Source organism: Streptomyces sp. NPDC057623 (assembly GCF_042800355.1).
Taxonomy (GTDB): domain Bacteria; phylum Actinomycetota; class Actinomycetes; order Streptomycetales; family Streptomycetaceae; genus Streptomyces.
The window spans coordinates 111,211-129,253 of the sequence record NZ_JBHVGZ010000019.1; the positions used below are offsets into that span (position 1 = coordinate 111,211).

Here is an 18,043-nt window from a genome sequence, read left to right on the forward strand (position 1 = left end):
CACAGTTGCACTCAAGGCACCTTACTCAGCGTGCGGCTCAACCGGAACGTAGATTTCACCGGGGTGGCCGGAGTTTTTCGGCGGCATTGCGGACATCCGGAAGCTAGTTCAAAGTGACACCTTTTCTCATCTCGTTCTCGCTCTCCCGCCCGCCCCGCCCCCACAACCGCTTTCACCCCTACTAGAATGTTCCAAAGAAATATGCCCACCCCCCTTCCCACTTCAGGAAAAACGATTCATAACCTCGCCACCCGACTCCGTCGCCTCCCCGCGTCCTGCGGCCCGGTCCGCCTGATCGCCGTCGACGGGCACGCCGGCTCCGGAAAGTCCACGTTCGCCGGGCGGTTGGCCCGGGAACTGGGCGACGCCCCCGTGCTGCGCCTCGACGACATCGCGAGCCACGACGAGCTGTTCGAGTGGACCGGGCGCCTGCTGGCCCAGGTGATCGAACCGCTCGCACGGGGCGAGAGCGCCTTCTACGCCCCCTACGACTGGCGGGCCCGCCACTTCGGACCGCCCCTCGCCGTTCCGCCCGCCCCGGTGATCGTCGTCGAGGGCGTCGGCGCCGGCCGCCGCGCGCTGCGCCCGCATCTCGCCCAGCTGCTGTGGATGGACCTCCCCCACGAGGAGTCCTGGACGCGGGGTCGCTCACGGGACGGGGAGGAGCAGCGGGAGTTCTGGGACGGGTGGGTCAGGGCGGAGCTGAGGCACTTCACCGAGGACCCGTCCCGGCCCTTCGCCGACCTTCTGGTTCGGCAGTGCGGCAAGGGATATGAGGTGGTTCCTGGGCCTGCCGGGACCATTGGACCGGACCAGTCCATCACGCACGGTGACGGTCCATCGGCAATGTGCTGAACTTGTGAAGAGCCCTGTCGGGCAAGTTCGCGGAGTGCCTCAACTCTGCTTGACCCGGGGGCCGTACAGGACTTACGTTCTCAATGTGCGGCTATGCGAAGCCGCCCCCTTACGCGAAGCCCCCGGTTGTTCCCCCGTGATCGGGGGCTTCGTTCTGCCCGGACTCCCCGAATCGGGCGCCGAGAGGCGCGATTCGCTCACCCTCGGTCACCGAGCGCGCTCCGCCCGATCTGCTCCCACCTCGCCAAACGGCCGGTGCGGCACCCTGGGGCGGGCGGCTCCCTCGCAGGTACGATGCCCTCGGTGCGACCTACCGACGGCTGCTCCGCGCACCGTTGCAACTCCGGTCCGTGGCACGGTGGTTCGATCAAGCTGATCAAGTCGGCCGACGGGCGAGCACCGGCCAACCGACGGGGGCACGGTTTGTGGGGGACGTGATGGACTTCGGCACGCAGGGCCCCGAGGCCCCGGCCGACCTCGCCTGGTTGCGAGGTGTGGATGCCTACACGATGGGGGCCTATCCGCAGGCGGAGGAGGAGTTCCGCACCGCGGTACGGATCGATCCCGGGATGGCCGACGGCTGGCTCGGGCTGCACGCGCTGCGCGTGGACACGACGACCGCGCTGCTGCGGATGTTCCGGCACCGGGAGCGCTTCGGGGAACAGCGCGCCCGGCATCGCCGGACCATCAACTCCTGGTACTGGCTGGGCTGGTGGGTGCAGCCGGTGCTGGAGAGCCCGCGCGATCTGCTGCTCGCGCACGCCTCGCACTGGCTGGACGGCCGCCATGTGCCGGAACTGGACCGAGCTCTGGCCGGACTGCCGCCCGTGGACACCGACCACCACGTCCGCTTCCTGCACGCCTGCCGCGCCTATCTGGTCAAGGACTGGGAGCAGCTCGTCCGGCACACCGACCCGCTGCTCGACGACGCGCTGCTCGGCATCGAGGCGGGCCTGTTCGGCGGCATGGCGCGGGTGCGGCTGGAGACGTACGGGCAGGCCGAGCCGCTGTTGTCGGCCGCGCTGATGCGGTGCCGCAGTGAGCAGCCGCAGCGCAAGGAGCTGCGGTACTGGCTGGCGCGGGCCCATGAGGGCACGGGCCGTTCCGCCGCCGCGCTCCCCCTCTACCGCGCGGTGCACCGCGTCGACCCCGCCTTCATGGACACCTCGGCCCGGCTCGCGGCCATCGCCGAGGGCGACGGATACGACGACACCGCCGACCTCGCGGCGATCACGCTCACCGGCTTCGGCGGGGACATGGCCGACGGGCTCGACCCGCTCTTCGGTATCGAGGGGCGGGACCTGAAGCTGTCGGACCCGGACCTGCCGCCGGCCGGTCCGCTGCCGTCGGTGGTCGATCCGACGGTCCGCGAGAAGACGCCCGTGTCGTCGCAGCCGCTGCCGGCCGGCCCGACCGACCCGCAGTTACTCGAGGAGGCGCTCGCCGAGCTGGAGCGCATGGTGGGCCTCGAACCCGTCAAACGGCAGGTCAAGGCGCTGTCCGCCCAGTTGAACATGGCCCGGCTGCGCGCCGGGCAGGGACTGCCGGTACAGCCGCCCAAACGGCACTTCGTCTTCTCCGGCCCCTCGGGCACCGGCAAGACCACGGTCGCGCGCATCCTGGGCCGCGTCTTCTACGCCCTCGGGCTCCTCGGCGGCGACCATCTCGTCGAGGCCCAGCGGGCCGACCTGGTCGGCGAGTATCTGGGCCAGACGGCCGTGAAGGCCAACGAGCTCATCGACTCCGCGCTCGGCGGGGTCCTCTTCGTCGACGAGGCCTACTCGCTCTCCAACACCGGCTACGGCAAGGGTGACGCGTACGGCGACGAGGCCCTGCAAGTACTGCTGAAGCGCGCCGAGGACAACCGGGACCACCTGGTGGTGATCCTCGCCGGCTACCCGGAGGGCATGGACCGGCTGCTGGCCGCGAACCCCGGCCTGTCCTCACGCTTCACGACCCGCGTCGACTTCCCCTCGTACCGCCCCCTCGAACTGACGTCGATCGGCGAGGTGCTCGCCACGGAGAACGGGGACGTCTGGGACGAGGAGGCGCTGGACGAGCTGCGGTCCATCGCCGGGCACGTGGTCGACCAGGGCTGGATCGACGAGCTGGGCAACGGGCGGTTCCTGCGGACGCTGTACGAGAAGAGCTGTGCGTACCGGGATCTGCGGTTGTCGACCTATCCGGGAGCGTTGACGAGGGACGACTTGTCGACACTTCGGCTGCCGGATCTGATGCAGGCGTACGGGGAAGTGCTGTCGGGCAGGGGCCCGCAGGATCCGTCCGCCCTGTGAGGCGGGCGCACCCTGCGGGCACCGTCTAGCCGGCCAGCGCCCCTTCAGGCTCACCGCTGCTCAGCCGTGGCGCCGTGACCCGTACCTCCGGCAGTTCCCGGTGGGCGGGGTCGCGGACCTCGCCGACCAGGAGTTCCAGTACGTCCTCCAGGGCGACGAGGCCGAGCACCTTGCCGGAGGCGTCGGCCACCTGGGCCAGGTGGGTCGCGGCGCGGCGCATCACCGTGAGCGCGTCGTCCAGGGGGAGCTCCGAGCGCAGGGTCGTCATCGGGCGCCAGACGTGCTGCGGCACCGCGCGCTCCGACTCCTCCAGGTCGAGTACGTCCTTCACGTGCAGGTAGCCCATGAAGGCGCCGGTCTCCGCCACCACCGGGAAGCGGGAGTAGCCCGTGCGGGCGGTGAGCGCGACGATCTGGCCGGGGGTGACCGAGGGGCTGACCGTGACCAGGGACTCGCGCTTGAGGAGCACGTCCGTCACCGGGCGGGAGCCCAGTTCCAGGGCGTCCCCCAAACGTTCCTGCTCCTCAGGGTCGAGCAGGCCCGCCTGGCCGGAGTCCTCGACGAGCCGGTTGAGCTGCTCGCTCGTGAACACCGCCTCGACCTCGTCCTTCGGCTCGACGCGGAAGAGCCGCAGGATGGCCCGGGCGACGGCGCCGAGGGCCACCGTGATCGGCCGGCAGAAGCGGGCGAAGTAGACCAGGCCGGGGCTGAGCCACAGCGCGACCTTCTCCGGGGCCGCCATCGCCAGGTTCTTCGGCAGCATCTCGCCGATGACCAGATGGGCGAAGACCACCGCGGCGAGCGCGATGACATAGGTGAGCGGGTGGATCATGCCCTGCGGCAGGTGGATCCACTCGAACAGCGGCTCCAGCAGGTGCGCCACCGTCGGTTCGGCGACCGCGCCGAGCGTCAGCGAGCAGACGGTGATGCCGAACTGGGCCGCCGCCATCATCTGCGGCAGCCGTTCCAGGCCGTACAGGACCTGTCGGGCCCGTGCCGTGCCCAGTGGTTCGATCTGGCTGCGCCGGACCGAGACCAGCGCGAACTCGGCGCCGACGAAGAATCCGTTGGCGAGCACGAGCAGCGCGGCGAAGAGGAGTTGGAGCACGCTCATCGGGCGACCTCCACCACGGCGCCGGTCCTGACCAGCCGGACCCGCTCGGCGCGGTAGTGGCCGACCCGGCGCACCGAGAGCCGCCAGCCCGGCAGATCCGCCTTGTCGCCGACGGCCGGAATGCGCCCCAGCAGGTCGGCGACGAGTCCGGCGACGGTCTCGTACGGCCCCTCGGGCACGTCGAGTCCTATGCGCTGGAGGATGTCGACACGGCAGCTGCCGTCGGCGTCCCAGGCGGGCCGGCCGTCCTCCGGCGCGGCGGCGGCGAGTTCGGGCACGTCCTGCCCGTCGTGCTCGTCGCGGACCTCACCGACGATCTCCTCGACGATGTCCTCCAGCGTGACCACACCGGCCGTGCCGCCGTACTCGTCCACGACGACCGCGATGGGCTGCTCGCTGCGCAGCTGGGCGAGGAGGGGCTGGACCGGCAGGGTCTCGGGGACCAGCAGCGCCGGACGGGCGATACGGCCGACCGGGGTGCGCAGACGATCACTCGAACGGATCGCCAGCGCGTCCTTCAGATGGACCATGCCGACGATCTCGTCGATCTTCTCGCGGTAGACCGGGAAGCGGGACAGACCGGTGGCGCGGGTGAGGTTCACCACGTCCTCGGCCGTCGCCGACGACTGGAGCGCGCTGACCTTCACGCGCGGGGTCATCACGTGCTGCGCGGTGAGCTCGCCGAGTGACAGGGTCCGCACGAAGAGATCCGCGGTGTCCTGTTCCAGGGCGCCGGCCTGGGCGGAGTGACGGGCCAGGGAGACGAGTTCGCCGGGGGTGCGGGCGGAGGCCAGCTCCTCGGCGGGTTCGATGCCCATGGCGCGTACGAGCCGGTTGGCGACGGAGTTCAGCCCGGCGATCACCGGGCGGAACAGCCGCGCGAACGCGTGCTGCGGGCCGGCGACGAAGCGCGCGACCTGCATCGGCCGGGACACCGCCCAGTTCTTCGGCACGAGCTCGCCGATCACCATCTGCACGGCCGAGGCCAGCAGCATGCCGACGACCACGGCCACACCGGACACCGCGCCCTCGGGAACGCCGATCGCGGTGAAGGGCCCGCCGAGCAGCCCGGCGAGCGCCGGTTCGGCGAGCATGCCGACGACCAGGGAGGTGATGGTGATGCCGAGCTGGGTGCCGGAGAGCTGGAAGGACAGTTCCTTCAGGGACTCGACGACCCGGTGGGCGCGGCGGTCACCCTCGGCGGCTGCCTTCTCGGCGTCCGTCGTCTCGACGGTGACCAGGCCGAATTCGGCGGCCACGAAGAAGCCGTTGGCGAGAATCAGAAGGAACGCGGCTGCCAGAAGCAGCAAGGAGACGCTCATGATGCCGCCGCCCCGGTATGTCGGGAGGGGGCGGCGCAGGTACTACAGGACGATCCGTCCATCGCTGGAAGGAATCACTCCTCGGGTTGCAGGGGGCCTCTGAGGACCGGATGGAACATCAGGGGCGGAGGCGCCAGAAAACGCCTCCGCCAACAGATTAATCAAGACATCGGGATTTTCGGCAGGGTGAACGCCTCCGAGTCAGTCCTGGTGCTCCTCGGGATCCTTGATGGCACGGGCCTCGGCGAGCGCCCGCAGCGCGCGTGCGTCGGCGATGGCGCGCTGCTTGGCGATACCCGGCTGGATGCCGAGCGCGGGCAGGCTGGTGCCGTCGCTGAGGTTGAGGAACACCCAGGGGTCGCCCGGACGGAGGTTCACCTGAACGATCTCCGCCCACTCCAGGCGGCGCCTGGTGGCGATGTTCACCACGGTGACGCCGGTCTCCTCGGCCACGACCTTCACGCGCGCCAGCATGGCCAGCACGCCGAACATCAGGGCGCCGGTGAAGATGAAGCTGAGGCGCTCGCCGGGGCCGAGCTTCTCCAGCAGCAGCGCGACCGCCGTGATGACGACGAAGATCGCGGTGCCGGCGCAGAGCAGGACGGCCCGGGTGCGGCCCGGCCGGAACGTGACGGGCAGGGTGGGCAGTTCGGAGGACATCGGTGTACGGCCCCTCGGGTCAGAGGCGGCAGGCGTGGATGGCCGTGGTCAGGATGGCCCGCGCGCCGATGTCGTACAGGTCGTCCATGATGCGCTGGGCTTCCTTGGCCGGAACCATGGCCCGGACGGCGACCCAGCCCTCGTTATGCAGCGGCGAGACGGTCGGCGACTCCAGGCCCGGGGTGAGGGCCACGGCCTTCTCCAACTGCTCGACCCGGCAGTCGTAGTCCATCATCACGTACGTCCGCGCGACCAGGACGCCCTGGAGGCGGCGCAGGAACTGCTGAACCTTCGACTCCGCAGCCTCCTCGCCGTCCGCGCCGGTGCGGCGGATGACGACGGCCTCGGACTTCATGATCGGTTCGCCGACGACCTCCAGGCCGGCGTTGCGCAGCGAGGTGCCCGTCTCGACGACGTCCGCGATGACCTGGGCGACACCGAGCTGGATGGCGGTCTCGACGGCGCCGTCGAGGTGGACGACGGAGGCGTCGACGCCGTGGTCGGCGAGGTGCTTGGCGACGATGCCCTCGTAGGAGGTGGCGACCGTCTTGCCGTTGAGGTCCGCCAGGTCGTCGCCGACGATGCCCGGCTTGGTGGCGAACCGGAAGGTGGAGCGGGCGAAGCCGAGCGCCAGGATCTCCTCGGCGTTGGCGCCGGAGTCGATCAGCAGGTCACGGCCGGTGAGGCCGATGTCGAGCTGCCCGGAGGCGACGTAGATGGCGATGTCGCGGGGGCGGAGGTAGAAGAACTCGACGTCGTTCTCGGGGTCGACGATCCGCAGTTCCTTGGACTCGCGGCGCTGCTGGTAGCCGGCCTCATGCAGCATCTCCGCCGCAGGGCCGGACAGGGAACCCTTGTTGGGGACGGCGATGCGCAGCATGAGGTCGGCTTCCTTCGTTCGCTCTTACGGGTGTGCGGATGTGCTGGTGCTCAGAGGTGGGCGTACACGTCGTCCAGGGAGATGCCGCGAGCGACCATCATCACCTGGACGTGGTACAGCAGCTGCGAGATCTCCTCGGCGGCCGCTTCCTTGCCCTCGTACTCGGCGGCCATCCAGACCTCGGCGGCCTCCTCGACGACCTTCTTGCCGATGGCATGGACGCCCTTGCCGACCAGCTCGGCGGTGCGGGAAGTGGCGGGGTCGCCGTTTGCGGCCTTGTGCTGGAGCTCGGTGAACAGCTCCTCGAACGTCTTCTTGGACATGGTGGCGCCCACTTTACGCGTAGTGCCGGTCCACCTAACGCCACGGTTCAGATACTGAGCGGAGGGTCGCGGCGGTGGCGACCGCCGCGGTCACCGCCTCGTGGCCCTTGTCCTCGCTGGAGCCCTCGATGCCGGCCCGGTCCAGGGCCTGCTCCTCGGTGTCGCAGGTGAGGACGCCCATGCCGACGGGGACTCCGGTGTCCACCGAGACCTGGGTGAGGCCCTGAGTCACGCCCTGGCACACGTACTCGAAGTGCGGGGTGCCGCCGCGGATGACGACGCCGAGGGCCACGATCGCGTCGTAGCCGCGGCCCGCGAGGACCTTGGCGACGACCGGCAGCTCCCAGCTGCCGGGGACCCGCAGCAGGGTCGGCTCGTCGATTCCCAGGTCGTGCAGGGCGCGCAGCGCGCCGTCCACCAGACCGTCCATCACCTTCTCGTGCCACTGCGCCGCGATGACCGCGACCCGCAGGTCGCCCACATTGCGTACGGACAGCTCCGGTGCGCCCTTGCCGCTCACGTTCTTGAGTCTCCTCGGTGTGCTCTTACTGGTTGGTGCAGGTGGACAGGGAGGCCGGGGCCCCGGGAGCCGGGTCCAGCCAGGGCAGGTCGTGCCCCATCCGGTCGCGCTTGGTGCGCAGGTACGTCAGGTTGTGCTCGCCCGCCTGTACGGGCATCGGCTCCCGCTCGGTGACCTTGAGGCCGTGGCCGGTGAGCGCGTCGGTCTTGTCGGGGTTGTTGGTCAGCAGGCGCACGCTGTGCACGCCCAGGTCGACCAGGATCTGCGCGCCGGCGCCGTAGTCGCGGGCGTCGGCGGGCAGGCCGAGTTCGAGGTTGGCGTCGAGGGTGTCGCGGCCGCGCTCCTGGAGTTCGTAGGCGCGCAGCTTGGACATCAGGCCGATGCCCCGGCCCTCGTGTCCGCGCAGGTAGACGACGACTCCGCGGCCCTCGGCCTGGATGCGCTCCAGGGCCGCCTCCAGCTGGGGGCCGCAGTCGCAGCGCAGGGAGTGGAAGACGTCGCCGGTGAGGCATTCGGAGTGGACGCGGACGACGACGTCCTCGCCGTCGCCGATCTCACCGTGGACGAGGGCGACGTGCTCGACGCCGTCGAGGGTGGTGCGGTAGCCGTACGCCGTGAAGGCGCCGTGGGCGGTGGGCAGGTGGACCTCGGCCTCGCGGCGGACGCTCGACGGGGCCGGCAGCCGCTGCTCGGCGGAGGCGGACGGCTCCTGCTGGGCCGGCTTCGGGCGCTCGGCGCCGCGGCGGTAGGCGATCAGGTCCTCGATGGAGACGATCGTCAGGCCGTGCTTGCGGGCGAACGGGATCAGCTCGGGCAGCCGCAGCATCTCGCCGTCCTCGCCGGCGATCTCGACGATGGCGCCGGCCGGGCGCAGCCCCGCGAGGCGGGCGAGGTCGACGGCCGCTTCGGTGTGTCCGTTGCGGACGAGGACGCCGCCGGGCCTGGCGCGCAGCGGGAAGATGTGGCCGGGGCGGACGAAGTCGGACGCCTGCGCGCTGCCGCTCGCCAGGAGCTGGAGCGTGGTGGCCCGGTCGGAGGCCGAGATGCCCGTGGTCACGCCGTGTGCGCCCGAGGCGTCCACCGAGACCGTGAACGCGGTCTTCATCGACTCGGTGTTGTCCTCGACCATCTGCGGCAGCCCCAGCCGCTCCAGTTCCTCGGGCTCCATGGGGGCGCAGATCAGGCCGCGGCACTCGCTCATCATGAAGGCGACGATCTCGGGGGTCGCGTGCTCGGCGGCGATGACGAGGTCGCCCTCGTTCTCCCGGTCCTCGTCGTCGACGACCACGACCGGGCGGCCGGCCGCGATGTCGGCGATGGCCTGCTCGATCGGGTCGAGGCGGAGGTCCTCGAAACCTTCGGTGCTGTACAGGGTCGCTGCCGTGGTCATGCCGGCGCTCCTTCCAGGACGGGCCGCGCGTTCCTGCGGGAGCGCAGCCACCAGTCGCGCATGCCCCACAGGACGAGTGCGCCGTAGATGACGTAGACGAAGCCGGAGAAGGCGTAGCCGTTGGCGAAGTTGAGGGGCACGCCGACCAGGTCGACGAGCAGCCAGGCGAACCAGAACTCGACCATGCCGCGCGCCTGGGCGTACATGGCGACGATGGTGCCGACGAAGATGTAGGCGTCGGGCCAGGGGTCCCAGGACAGGGTGGGGTACGCCTTGAAGAGCAGCGCCACCGCGACGGTGCCGACGGCGGCCGCGGCGATCATCGCGCCGCGCTCGCGCCAGGTGGCGAACCGTACGGCGATGTGGCCGTCCTCCGTCTGCCCCTTGCCGCGCTGCCACTGCCACCAGCCGAAGAGGGCGACGACCATGACGACCGCCTGCTTGCCCGCGCTGCCGGTGAGGTGGCCGAAGAAGGCCCCGAAGAGGATCAGGCCGGCCAGGAACTGCACGGGCCAGGTCCAGATGGACCGCCGCCAGCCAAGGGCGAGGGCGGCCAGGCCGAAGAGGTTGCCGATCATGTCCGACCAGAGGATGTGCTGGCCGAACAGGGCGAACGCCTCGGAGTTCAGCGAGTTCACTTGGCCGTCGCCCCTTCGGAGGAGAGCCGGTCGCCCAGCATCCGCTCGACGTACTTGGCGATGACGTCGACCTCGAGGTTGACCGGGTCGCCGGGCTGCTTCAGGCCGAGCGTGGTCAGGTCGAGGGTGGTCGGGATGAGGCTGACGGTGAAGTAGTCGGGCCCGGCGTCGACGACGGTGAGGCTGATGCCGTCGACGGTGATGGAGCCCTTCTCGACGACATACCGGGAGAGGTCCGCGGGGAGCGAGATCTTGACGATCTCCCAGTGCTCGGAGGGCTTGCGCTCCAGCACCTCGCCGGTGCCGTCGACGTGCCCCTGCACGATGTGCCCGCCGAGACGCGCGCCCACGGCGGTGGGGCGCTCCAGGTTGACGCGGGAGCCCACGGCGAGAACGCCCAGGCTGGAGCGGTTCAGGGTCTCGGCCATGACGTCGGCGGTGAACTCGTCGCCCTCGTGGTCGACGACCGTGAGGCAGACGCCGTTGACCGCGATGGAGTCGCCGTGCTTCGCGCCGTCGGTGACGACGGGGCCGCGAAGTCGGAAGCGACAGGCGTCGTCGAGGGTCTCGACAGCCGTGACGTGGCCCAGCTCTTCGACGATTCCGGTGAACACTTCCCGGGTCCTCCTGCCTCATTCGGGCACGGACTCCGGGGCTGTCGATGACGACAGAACGTACGAGCAGGAACACCGAGGGCGACGCCGGACAGGGCTCGCCACGAGGGCGAACCAAATACGGCGGCGCGCACGAATGCCCGCCCGCCGCGCACTGCCTCCCATCCGGACTTTAACCGTCGGTCCAGGAATTTCACCTGGTCAACCGGCCGCTGGAAGCGACCGGGTCGCGGACTGTAACCGCCGGTTCGGACTTTCACCGACCCCGGAGTGCGCTGCTTCTGGTACAGAGCCAGTGTGCCACGCCTGATCGGCGTCCATACGGACGAATTCTGTGGGGTGGCTCACAGGCCACCTGGCTGGACTTCTCCACTCCCGGATTGGTCCATACCTATTGACTCACTGGTCTAGTCCTCTCTAGGGTCTGCGCAACTTCCGTGGAGAGGAACCGACTTGCTGTCCCCCTCACGCAACCGAGCCTCACGCAACCGGACGAGACCCGCCCTGCTCGCCGCCCTCGGCACCGTCGCCGGCCTGGTCCTCGCCGGCCTCCCGGCGACCGTCTCGCACGCCGCCGGCCAGGAGTCCTGTCGCCCCGACGGCCTCTACCGGACGCCGGGCGTCGACGTCCCCTACTGCTCGGTCTACGACGCGGCCGGCCGGGAGAAGATGGGCGCCGACCACCAGCGACGGGTGATCGGCTACTTCACCGGCTGGCGCACCGGCAGGGACGGCACACCCGCCTACCTCGCCCCGGACATCCCGTGGGACAAGGTCACCCACCTCAACTACGCCTTCGCGCACATCGACGGCAGCGACAGGATCTCCGTCGGCACGGACGGCGCGGCCAATCCGGCGACGGGCATGACCTGGCCCGGTGTGAGCGGCGCGGAGACGGACCCGGAGTTCCCCTACAAGGGTCACTTCAATCTGCTGAACAAATTCAAGAAGCAGCACCCGGACGTCAAGACGCTGATCTCGGTGGGCGGTTGGGCCGAGACCGGCGGATACTTCGACGACAGCGGCACGCGCGTGAACTCGGGCGGCTTCTACTCGATGGCCACGAAAGCCGACGGCTCGGTCAATCAGCCCGGCATCGACACGTTCGCCGATTCGGCGGTCGAGTTCATCAGGAAGTACGGCTTCAACGGCGTCGACATCGACTACGAGTACCCGACGTCCATGAAGGACGCGGGCCACCCGCTCGACTGGTCCCTGTCCAACGCCCGCCGGTCCGGCCTGGTCAAGGGCTACGCCGCCCTGATGAAGACCCTGCGCGAGAAGCTCGACCGCGCGGGCGCGGCGGACGGCGTCCACTATCTCCTCTCCGTCGCGGCGCCCTCCTCCGGATATCTACTGCGCGGCATGGAGACGTTCCAGGTCCAGAAGTACCTGGACTACGTCAACATCATGTCGTATGACCTGCACGGCGCCTGGAACGAGTACGTCGGGCCGAACGCCTCCCTCTTCGACGACGGAAAGGACGCCGAACTCGCGGCGGCGGGTGTCTATTCCACGTCCCAGTACGGCGGAATCGGCTATCTGAACACCGACTGGGCGTACCACTACTTCCGCGGTTCGATGCCCGCGGGCCGTATCAACATCGGGCTCCCCTACTACACCAGGGGGTTCAAGAACGTCACGGGCGGCACGGACGGTCTGTGGGGCAGGGCTCCCTCGACGGCCTGCCCGGCGGGCTCCGGACTGACCAAGTGCGGTGACGGAGCCGTCGGGATCGACAACCTCTGGCACGACCTCGACACCGACGGCAAGGAGTCGCCGGCGGGTTCGAACCCGATGTGGCACGCCAAGAACCTGGAGAAGGGGGTCGTCGGGGACTACGTCACGCGGTACGGCTTCCCGGCCGGCACTCAGCTGACCGGCACGTATGCGCGGAAGTACGACTCGACCCTGGTCGCGTCCTGGCTGTGGAACGCCGAGAAGAAGGTCTTCCTGTCCACCGAGGACGAGCAGTCGGTGAACGCCAAGGCCGACTACGTCGTCGACCACGGCATCGGCGGCACGATGGTGTGGGAGCTGGCCGGCGACTACGGCTGGAACGCGGGCAAGGGGCAGTACGAGCCCGGGGCGGCGCTGACCTCCGCGATGTACGAGAAGTTCAAGTCAGCCTCCCCGTACGGCGCGAAGCGGTCGACGGTCGATCTGCCGGCCGAGGCACTGGACATCGACGTCGAGTTCGGGCAGTTCCCGCTCGGCGACTCCAACTACCCCATCAGCCCCAAGCTGAGGATCACCAACCACTCGACGGCGACGCTGCCCGGCGGCACGGAGTTCCAGTTCGACTACGGCACCTCAGCGCCCGGAAACGCCAAGGACCAGTCGGGCTGGGGGACTTCGGTGATCCGCAGCGACCACTCGGGGAGCAACGTCGGCGGGCTGAAGGGCGACCACCACCGTGTGTCGTTGAAGCTGCCGGGCCGGCAGACGCTGGCTCCCGGGGCGTCGGTGGAGCTGGACCTCGTGTACTACCTGCCGGTGTCGACGCCGTCCAACTGGACGGTGACGTTCGGCGGGAGGACGTACGCGCTGGCCGGGGACCTGGCACGCGGGACGACCGTCGTGGAGCCGGGCGCGGGAACCCCGTCCCCCTCCCCGACCTCTTCCAGTGGACGGTGCGCGCATTCCGCCTGGAACGCCACGACGGAGTACGGCGGAGGTAGCACGGTGTCCCATGCGGGGCACTCGTGGAAGGCCAGGTGGTGGACGAAGGGCGAGCAGCCCGGCACCACCGGCGAGTGGGGCGTGTGGCAGGACCTCGGAGCCTGCTGAGCCCCGCGCAGTCGGCCCGGCGGCGGTGACGACGGCCCTTGCCCGCCGCCGGGTCTCCCAACCCGCCACCTGCGGTTCTGGCAGGGTGAGGGCATGACCGCCGCGATCGCCGACGAGTTCGAGACCCATCGCCCCCGGCTGTTCGGCCTGGCCTATCGCATGCTGGGCTCGGCCGAGGAGGCCGAGGACACCGTCCAGGACGCGTATCTGCGCTTCAGCGGTGCGGACCGTACCGCCATCGAGTACCCGGCGGCCTGGCTCGCCAAGGTCGTCACCAACCTCTGCCTCACCCGGTTGACCTCGGCGAGGGCCCGGCGCGAGCAGTACGTCGGGCCCTGGCTGCCGGAGCCCGTGGTCACCTCGGACGGCGTGCTCGGGCCGCTGGAATCCGCCGAGCAGCGGGATGCCGTGTCCATGGCGATGCTGGTGCTGCTGGAGCGGCTCACCCCGACCGAGCGTGCCGTGTATGTGCTGCGGGAGGCGTTCGCGTACGGCCACCGGGAGATCGCCGAGACGCTGGATCTGGCCGAGGCCAACTGCCGCCAGCTGTACCGGCGGGCGGTCCGGCGGGTGGGTGAGGAGCGGGCGCGGTTCGAGTCGACTCCCGAGCGGCAGGAGGAGCTGGTCCGCTCGTTCCTCACGGCGGCCCGTGACGGTGATCTCGGTGGGCTGGAGAAGCTGCTTGCGGCCGACGTCGTCTGGTCGAGCGACGGCGGCGGCAAGGTCAGCGCGGCCCGGCGGCCGATCGAGGGCCGGGACAAGGTGTTCCGCTTCCTGGCGGGTGCGACGCGGACGTTCCTGACCGGTGTGCACTTCACGGCGGTCGAGATCAATGGAGCGACCGCGCTGGCCGCGTGGGAGGGCGACGCGCTGCTCTCGGTGGTGACGTTCGAGGCGCGGGACGGGCTGGTCGCGCGGGCGTGGGCCGTGGTGAACCCGGACAAGCTGGACTTCGTACGCCGTCAGCTGGCGCGGGCGTAGCGAAGTCGCCGGAAAGACCGTCCGCGGCTGTCACATTTCACGTGGGGTACTCGGTCCCAGCTGGTGAGGGGCGCTCCAGTCGGGAGCGCCCGGCGTCCGAAGGGGCTGAACGGCATGACCACGATCCTGGTGACCGGCGGTACCGGCACACTCGGCAGGCTCGTCACCGAGCGGTTGCGGGCGGACGGGCACGAGGTGCGGGTGCTCAGCCGGCACGCCCAGCCGTACGCCGTCGACCTGCGCAAGGGCGGCCCCGTCCTGGACGCGGCGATGGACGGCGTGGACACGGTCGTGCACTGCGCGACCTCGACGGGCGGCGGTGACGAGGAGGCGGCGGCGCACCTGATCGCCGCGGCGCGCAGGGGCGGCGTACGGCATCTCGTGTACATCTCGATCGTCGGCGTCGACCGGGTGCCGTTCGGCTACTACAAGACCAAGCTCGCGGTGGAGCGGCTGGTCGAGGAGTCGGGGCTCGGCTGGACGGTGCTGCGCGCGACCCAGTTCCACGATCTGCTGGTGCGTGTGCTGGGGATCCTGTCCAGGTCACCTGTGGTGCTGCTGCCGGCCCATGTGAAGGACCAGCCCGTCGAGGTCGCCGAGGTCGCGGACCGGCTCGCCGAACTGGCCCTGAGCGCCCCGGCCGGGCGGGTCGAGGACATGGGCGGCCCCGAGGTACGGACCTTCGACTCGCTGGCCCGCGCGTATCTCAGGGCAACCGGGCGCAGGCGGCTCGTACTGCGCGTGCCGCTGCGGGGGAAGGCGTACGACGGCTTCCGCTCGGGTGGACATCTGGCGCCGGAGCAGGCGGTGGGCAAGGGGACGTTCGAGGAGTACCTGGAGCGCCGGTCCGCGGTGGGCGGAGCCCGCTGACCCGAGGCTTCCGGGAGGCCGCCTCGTCGGCCGAACGGCGCCTGCGACGGACAGCCGGGCGAGGTGGCGCCGCCGGACGGGTCACCGTTGCGGCGGCGCGAACAGCTCGTCCTGCGCGGCGTCCCGCGCGGTGAGCAGCGCTCCGCGCAGGACCGCGCCACCGCCGAGGGCGGTGGGCCGCACCGCCGTCGCCAGCGGCGACATCCGCCGGACCCGCTCCTCCACCCGCCCGGCGAGCACCTCCCCGCCGGCCCGCCCGACCTCCCCGCCGAGGACCACACAGCCGGGGTCGAGAATGGCGACGACGGAGGCGACCCCGAGGGCGAGGCGGTCGGCGAAGGCGTCGAGGAAGCGCTCGGCCGAGGCGGTGTCGCCGCAGGCTCCCGGGGAGACGACGCCGTCGGCCTGGCGGGACGGCTCGCCGGACGCCTCGCAGGCCCTGCCGGCGTCGGCGTGCGCCGCGCTCGCCTCCGTCACCAGCCCCACAGCCGCCCTGACGACGCCGGCGGCCGGCGGTTCGTGCACGGAGGCGCCCTCGACGGTCAGGCCGTACGTCCACGCCAGCTCCACGATCGCCGCCGACCCCGCCAGTGAGTGGAACCCGCCCGCGCAGTCCACCGCCGACGGTGGTCCCGACGCCCCGGGCACCGGCAGGAACCCGATCTCTCCGGTTCCGCCGGAGGCTCCCCGGCGCAGCGCGCCGTCGAGGACCACGGCCGCGCCCGTGCCGTGGCCGAGCCACAGCAGCACGAAGGTGTCGCGGTCCCGGGCCACTCCGTCGCGCTGTTCCGCGAGGGCGGCGAGGTTGGTCTCGTTCTCGACGTTGACGCGGGCCTCGGGGAACCGTTCCTGGAGCGCCGCCACCAGGCGGCGGTGCCATGCGGGCAGGCCGGAGGAGTCGCGCAGCTCGCCGGTCGCCGGGTCGATCAGGCCAGGTGCGCCGATACCCACCGTGTGGAGCCGGTCCGCCCCAGCCTCCTTCGCGACCCGTTCCACCAGCGTCACCGCCTGCTCCACCGCGGGCCCGGTCCCCGTGTCACCGCCGATCGGCACCGACGCCTCGGCGAGCACGGCCCCGACCAGGTCGGACACCACCACGGAGACCCCTTCGGTACGCACGTCCAGCGCCGCCAGATGGTCGCGGTCGGCGACGATGCCGTAGAGCCTGGCGTTCGGCCCGCGCCGCTGTTCCCCGGCCTCGCCGACCACCGCGACGAGTCCGGCGTCGGTGAGGCGCTCGACGAGGTCGGCGACGGTCGGCCGGGACAGGCCGGTCAGCTGCTTCAACTGCCCTGCCGTCAACGGGCCCTCCTGCTGGAGCAGTCGCAGGGCGAGCCGGTCGTTGATGACCCGGGCGGTACTCGGGGATGCGGGCATGCCGGGATCCTTCCAGATCAGCGGAGCCGTGCGGTTGGGATGACCGGGATGTCCCCTATCTATCAGGCAGGGACCCTGATAGTTTACGCGCGGCGTCCGAGCGACGTCGGCACAGGGCGAGGAACGACCCGCGAGTGACGAGCGGACAGCGAAGACCGGGAGGGGCCGGACAATGAGTGAGGTGGTCCACGAACTGCGCGAGGTGCGGCGCGCCCGGTACGCCGTGGCGGCCGTCTTCGCCGTGCACGGCGCGGTCACCGGCTCGTTCGCGACGCGCGTGCCCTGGATCCAGGACCACGCCGGGGTGGGCGCGGGCCAGCTGGGACTGGCGCTCGCCTTCCCGGCCCTCGGCGCCTCCGTCGCGATGCCGCTGGCGGGCAGCATCACGCACCGCTTCGGCGCCCGCAACGCCCTGCGCGGACTGATCGCGCTGTGGACACTCGCCCTGACCCTGCCCTCCCTCGCCCCCAACCTGCTGACGCTGTGCCTGGCCCTGTTCGTCTACGGCGCCACGGCGGGCATGGCGGACGTGGCGATGAACGCGCTCGGCGTCGAGGTCGAGAACCGCCTCGGCCGGTCGATCATGTCCGGGCTGCACGGCATGTGGAGCGCGGGCGCCCTGATCGGCTCGGCCGCCGGCACGTTCGCGGCGCACCTCGGTTCGGACGCCCGGCTGCACCACGCGCTCGCCGCGGTGACCCTCACCGCCCTCGGCGTCGTGGCCTGTCAGTGGGTGCTCGACCTCCAGCCCACCGAGGACGAGGAGCCGCCGCCCCGGTTCGCGCTGCCGCCCCGGTCGGCGCTGCTCATCGGCGCGGTCGGGTTCTGCGCGGTCTTCGCGGAGGGCGCGAGCCTGGACTGGTCGGCGGTCTATCTGCGGGACCAGTTGGACACCTCGGCCGGTCTCGCGGCCGCGTGCACGACCGGCTTCACGCTCACCATGGCGCTCGCCCGGTTCGTCGGCGACCGGGTGGTGGACCGCTACGGCGCGGTGCGCACGGTCCGGTGCAGCGGCTTCCTCGCGACGCTCGGCGGACTGCTGATCGTGCTGTCGGACCGACCGGCCCCCGCGATGGCAGGGTTCGCGCTGCTGGGTCTGGGCATCGCGGTGGTCGTGCCGCTGTGCTTCGCCGCCGCGGGCCGCAGCGGCAGCAACCCCTCACTGGCCATCGCGGGCGTCGCGACGATCACCTACACCTCGGGGCTGATCGCCCCGAGCGCGATCGGTGGAATCGCCCAGGCCACCAGTCTGCTGGTGTCCTTCTGCCTGGTGACCGTGCTGTCCTCGGGCCTCGTGGTGTTCGCCCGCGTCCTGCGCGCCGGGGACCGCGACCGCCCGAAGGTCGGCCGCCCGGACGCGGCGGTCGCCGACCCGCGCCCCTGAAGGTCTCGCTCCACAGCGCGATCGGTCCTGG

16 protein-coding genes and 1 riboswitch are annotated in these 18,043 nt (G+C 70.9%); of the genes, 6 read left to right on the forward strand and 10 right to left on the reverse strand.

Annotation, left to right across the window (positions count from 1 at the left end; all coding sequences use genetic code 11):
• The first annotated feature begins 201 nt into the window (after positions 1-201).
• Both ACFU95_RS21370 and ACFU95_RS21375 read left to right on the forward strand, forming a co-directional pair.
• On the forward strand, positions 202-855 hold the full coding sequence (locus tag ACFU95_RS21370) for a uridine kinase (protein ID WP_383829762.1): 654 nt from the start codon (positions 202-204) through the stop codon (positions 853-855).
• Between the two features lie 437 nt (positions 856-1,292).
• On the forward strand, positions 1,293-3,149 hold the full coding sequence (locus ACFU95_RS21375; protein WP_383829765.1) for an AAA family ATPase: 1,857 nt from the start codon (positions 1,293-1,295) through the stop codon (positions 3,147-3,149).
• Between the two features lie 25 nt (positions 3,150-3,174).
• Here the strand turns inward: ACFU95_RS21375 and ACFU95_RS21380 are convergent, their stop codons facing one another.
• The 9 genes from ACFU95_RS21380 to ACFU95_RS21420 all read right to left on the reverse strand — a co-directional run bounded on the left by ACFU95_RS21380 (position 3,175) and on the right by ACFU95_RS21420 (position 10,610).
• The gene (locus ACFU95_RS21380) at positions 3,175-4,263 is read right to left on the reverse strand and encodes a hemolysin family protein (RefSeq protein ID WP_383829768.1); all 1,089 of its coding nucleotides are present in this window, start codon (positions 4,261-4,263) and stop codon (positions 3,175-3,177) included.
• The gene (locus tag ACFU95_RS21385; RefSeq protein ID WP_383829771.1) at positions 4,260-5,585 is read right to left on the reverse strand and encodes a hemolysin family protein; all 1,326 of its coding nucleotides are present in this window, start codon (positions 5,583-5,585) and stop codon (positions 4,260-4,262) included. Before ACFU95_RS21385 ends, ACFU95_RS21380 begins: the two co-directional genes overlap by 4 nt.
• A gap of 201 nt (positions 5,586-5,786) precedes the next feature.
• Positions 5,787-6,245, reverse strand: coding sequence for a PH domain-containing protein (locus ACFU95_RS21390; RefSeq protein WP_383829774.1), 459 nt, complete (start codon positions 6,243-6,245; stop codon positions 5,787-5,789).
• Positions 6,246-6,264: 19 nt separating this feature from the next.
• On the reverse strand, positions 6,265-7,125 hold the full coding sequence (hisG, locus tag ACFU95_RS21395) for an ATP phosphoribosyltransferase (protein WP_383829777.1): 861 nt from the start codon (positions 7,123-7,125) through the stop codon (positions 6,265-6,267).
• A 50-nt stretch (positions 7,126-7,175) separates the two neighbouring features.
• The gene (locus ACFU95_RS21400) at positions 7,176-7,448 is read right to left on the reverse strand and encodes a phosphoribosyl-ATP diphosphatase (RefSeq protein ID WP_031486114.1); all 273 of its coding nucleotides are present in this window, start codon (positions 7,446-7,448) and stop codon (positions 7,176-7,178) included.
• Between the two features lie 34 nt (positions 7,449-7,482).
• Positions 7,483-7,968 (reverse strand): 6,7-dimethyl-8-ribityllumazine synthase, encoded by a 486-nt coding sequence (ribH, locus tag ACFU95_RS21405; protein ID WP_383829780.1) that lies wholly within the window; start codon positions 7,966-7,968, stop codon positions 7,483-7,485.
• Positions 7,969-7,993: 25 nt separating this feature from the next.
• A complete protein-coding gene (locus tag ACFU95_RS21410) occupies positions 7,994-9,358 on the reverse strand; it encodes a bifunctional 3,4-dihydroxy-2-butanone-4-phosphate synthase/GTP cyclohydrolase II (RefSeq protein ID WP_383829783.1) in 1,365 nt (454 codons plus the stop codon).
• Positions 9,355-9,996: a nicotinamide riboside transporter PnuC gene (locus ACFU95_RS21415; protein WP_383829785.1), complete on the reverse strand. Its 642-nt coding sequence runs from the start codon at positions 9,994-9,996 to the stop codon at positions 9,355-9,357. The genes ACFU95_RS21410 and ACFU95_RS21415 overlap by 4 nt, the downstream gene beginning before the upstream one ends.
• The gene (locus ACFU95_RS21420; RefSeq protein WP_383829788.1) at positions 9,993-10,610 is read right to left on the reverse strand and encodes a riboflavin synthase; all 618 of its coding nucleotides are present in this window, start codon (positions 10,608-10,610) and stop codon (positions 9,993-9,995) included. The genes ACFU95_RS21415 and ACFU95_RS21420 overlap by 4 nt, the downstream gene beginning before the upstream one ends.
• A gap of 147 nt (positions 10,611-10,757) precedes the next feature.
• Positions 10,758-10,888, reverse strand: a riboswitch (FMN riboswitch).
• Positions 10,889-11,063: 175 nt separating this feature from the next.
• Here ACFU95_RS21420 and ACFU95_RS21425 point away from each other — a divergent pair.
• The 3 genes from ACFU95_RS21425 (at position 11,064) to ACFU95_RS21435 (ending at position 15,251) form a co-directional block, all read left to right on the forward strand.
• On the forward strand, positions 11,064-13,400 hold the full coding sequence (locus ACFU95_RS21425; protein WP_383829791.1) for a chitinase C-terminal domain-containing protein: 2,337 nt from the start codon (positions 11,064-11,066) through the stop codon (positions 13,398-13,400).
• A gap of 93 nt (positions 13,401-13,493) precedes the next feature.
• Entirely contained in the window at positions 13,494-14,381 is an 888-nt protein-coding gene (locus ACFU95_RS21430) for an RNA polymerase sigma-70 factor (RefSeq protein ID WP_383829793.1), read from the forward strand.
• A 114-nt stretch (positions 14,382-14,495) separates the two neighbouring features.
• A complete protein-coding gene (locus tag ACFU95_RS21435) occupies positions 14,496-15,251 on the forward strand; it encodes an SDR family oxidoreductase (RefSeq protein WP_383829796.1) in 756 nt (251 codons plus the stop codon).
• A gap of 81 nt (positions 15,252-15,332) precedes the next feature.
• Here ACFU95_RS21435 and ACFU95_RS21440 read toward each other — a convergent pair whose 3' ends face one another.
• Positions 15,333-16,628, reverse strand: coding sequence for an ROK family transcriptional regulator (locus tag ACFU95_RS21440; RefSeq protein ID WP_383829799.1), 1,296 nt, complete (start codon positions 16,626-16,628; stop codon positions 15,333-15,335).
• Positions 16,629-16,800: 172 nt separating this feature from the next.
• Between ACFU95_RS21440 and ACFU95_RS21445 the strand changes: the two genes are divergently transcribed.
• Positions 16,801-18,012, forward strand: a complete 1,212-nt coding sequence (locus ACFU95_RS21445; RefSeq protein ID WP_383829802.1) for an MFS transporter — start codon at positions 16,801-16,803, stop codon at positions 18,010-18,012.
• Positions 18,013-18,043: the final 31 nt, after the last annotated feature.

Coding starts and splice junctions, on each gene's coding strand:
- ACFU95_RS21370 (WP_383829762.1), top strand. CDS start 202: ATGCCCACCCCCCTTCCCACTTCAGGAAAAACGATTCATAACCTCGCC.
- ACFU95_RS21375 (WP_383829765.1), top strand. CDS start 1,293: ATGGACTTCGGCACGCAGGGCCCCGAGGCCCCGGCCGACCTCGCCTGG.
- ACFU95_RS21380 (WP_383829768.1), bottom strand. CDS start 4,263: ATGAGCGTGCTCCAACTCCTCTTCGCCGCGCTGCTCGTGCTCGCCAAC.
- ACFU95_RS21385 (WP_383829771.1), bottom strand. CDS start 5,585: ATGAGCGTCTCCTTGCTGCTTCTGGCAGCCGCGTTCCTTCTGATTCTC.
- ACFU95_RS21390 (WP_383829774.1), bottom strand. CDS start 6,245: ATGTCCTCCGAACTGCCCACCCTGCCCGTCACGTTCCGGCCGGGCCGC.
- hisG (WP_383829777.1), bottom strand. CDS start 7,125: ATGCTGCGCATCGCCGTCCCCAACAAGGGTTCCCTGTCCGGCCCTGCG.
- ACFU95_RS21400 (WP_031486114.1), bottom strand. CDS start 7,448: ATGTCCAAGAAGACGTTCGAGGAGCTGTTCACCGAGCTCCAGCACAAG.
- ACFU95_RS21410 (WP_383829783.1), bottom strand. CDS start 9,358: ATGACCACGGCAGCGACCCTGTACAGCACCGAAGGTTTCGAGGACCTC.
- ACFU95_RS21430 (WP_383829793.1), top strand. CDS start 13,494: ATGACCGCCGCGATCGCCGACGAGTTCGAGACCCATCGCCCCCGGCTG.
- ACFU95_RS21435 (WP_383829796.1), top strand. CDS start 14,496: ATGACCACGATCCTGGTGACCGGCGGTACCGGCACACTCGGCAGGCTC.
- ACFU95_RS21440 (WP_383829799.1), bottom strand. CDS start 16,628: ATGCCCGCATCCCCGAGTACCGCCCGGGTCATCAACGACCGGCTCGCC.
- ACFU95_RS21445 (WP_383829802.1), top strand. CDS start 16,801: ATGAGTGAGGTGGTCCACGAACTGCGCGAGGTGCGGCGCGCCCGGTAC.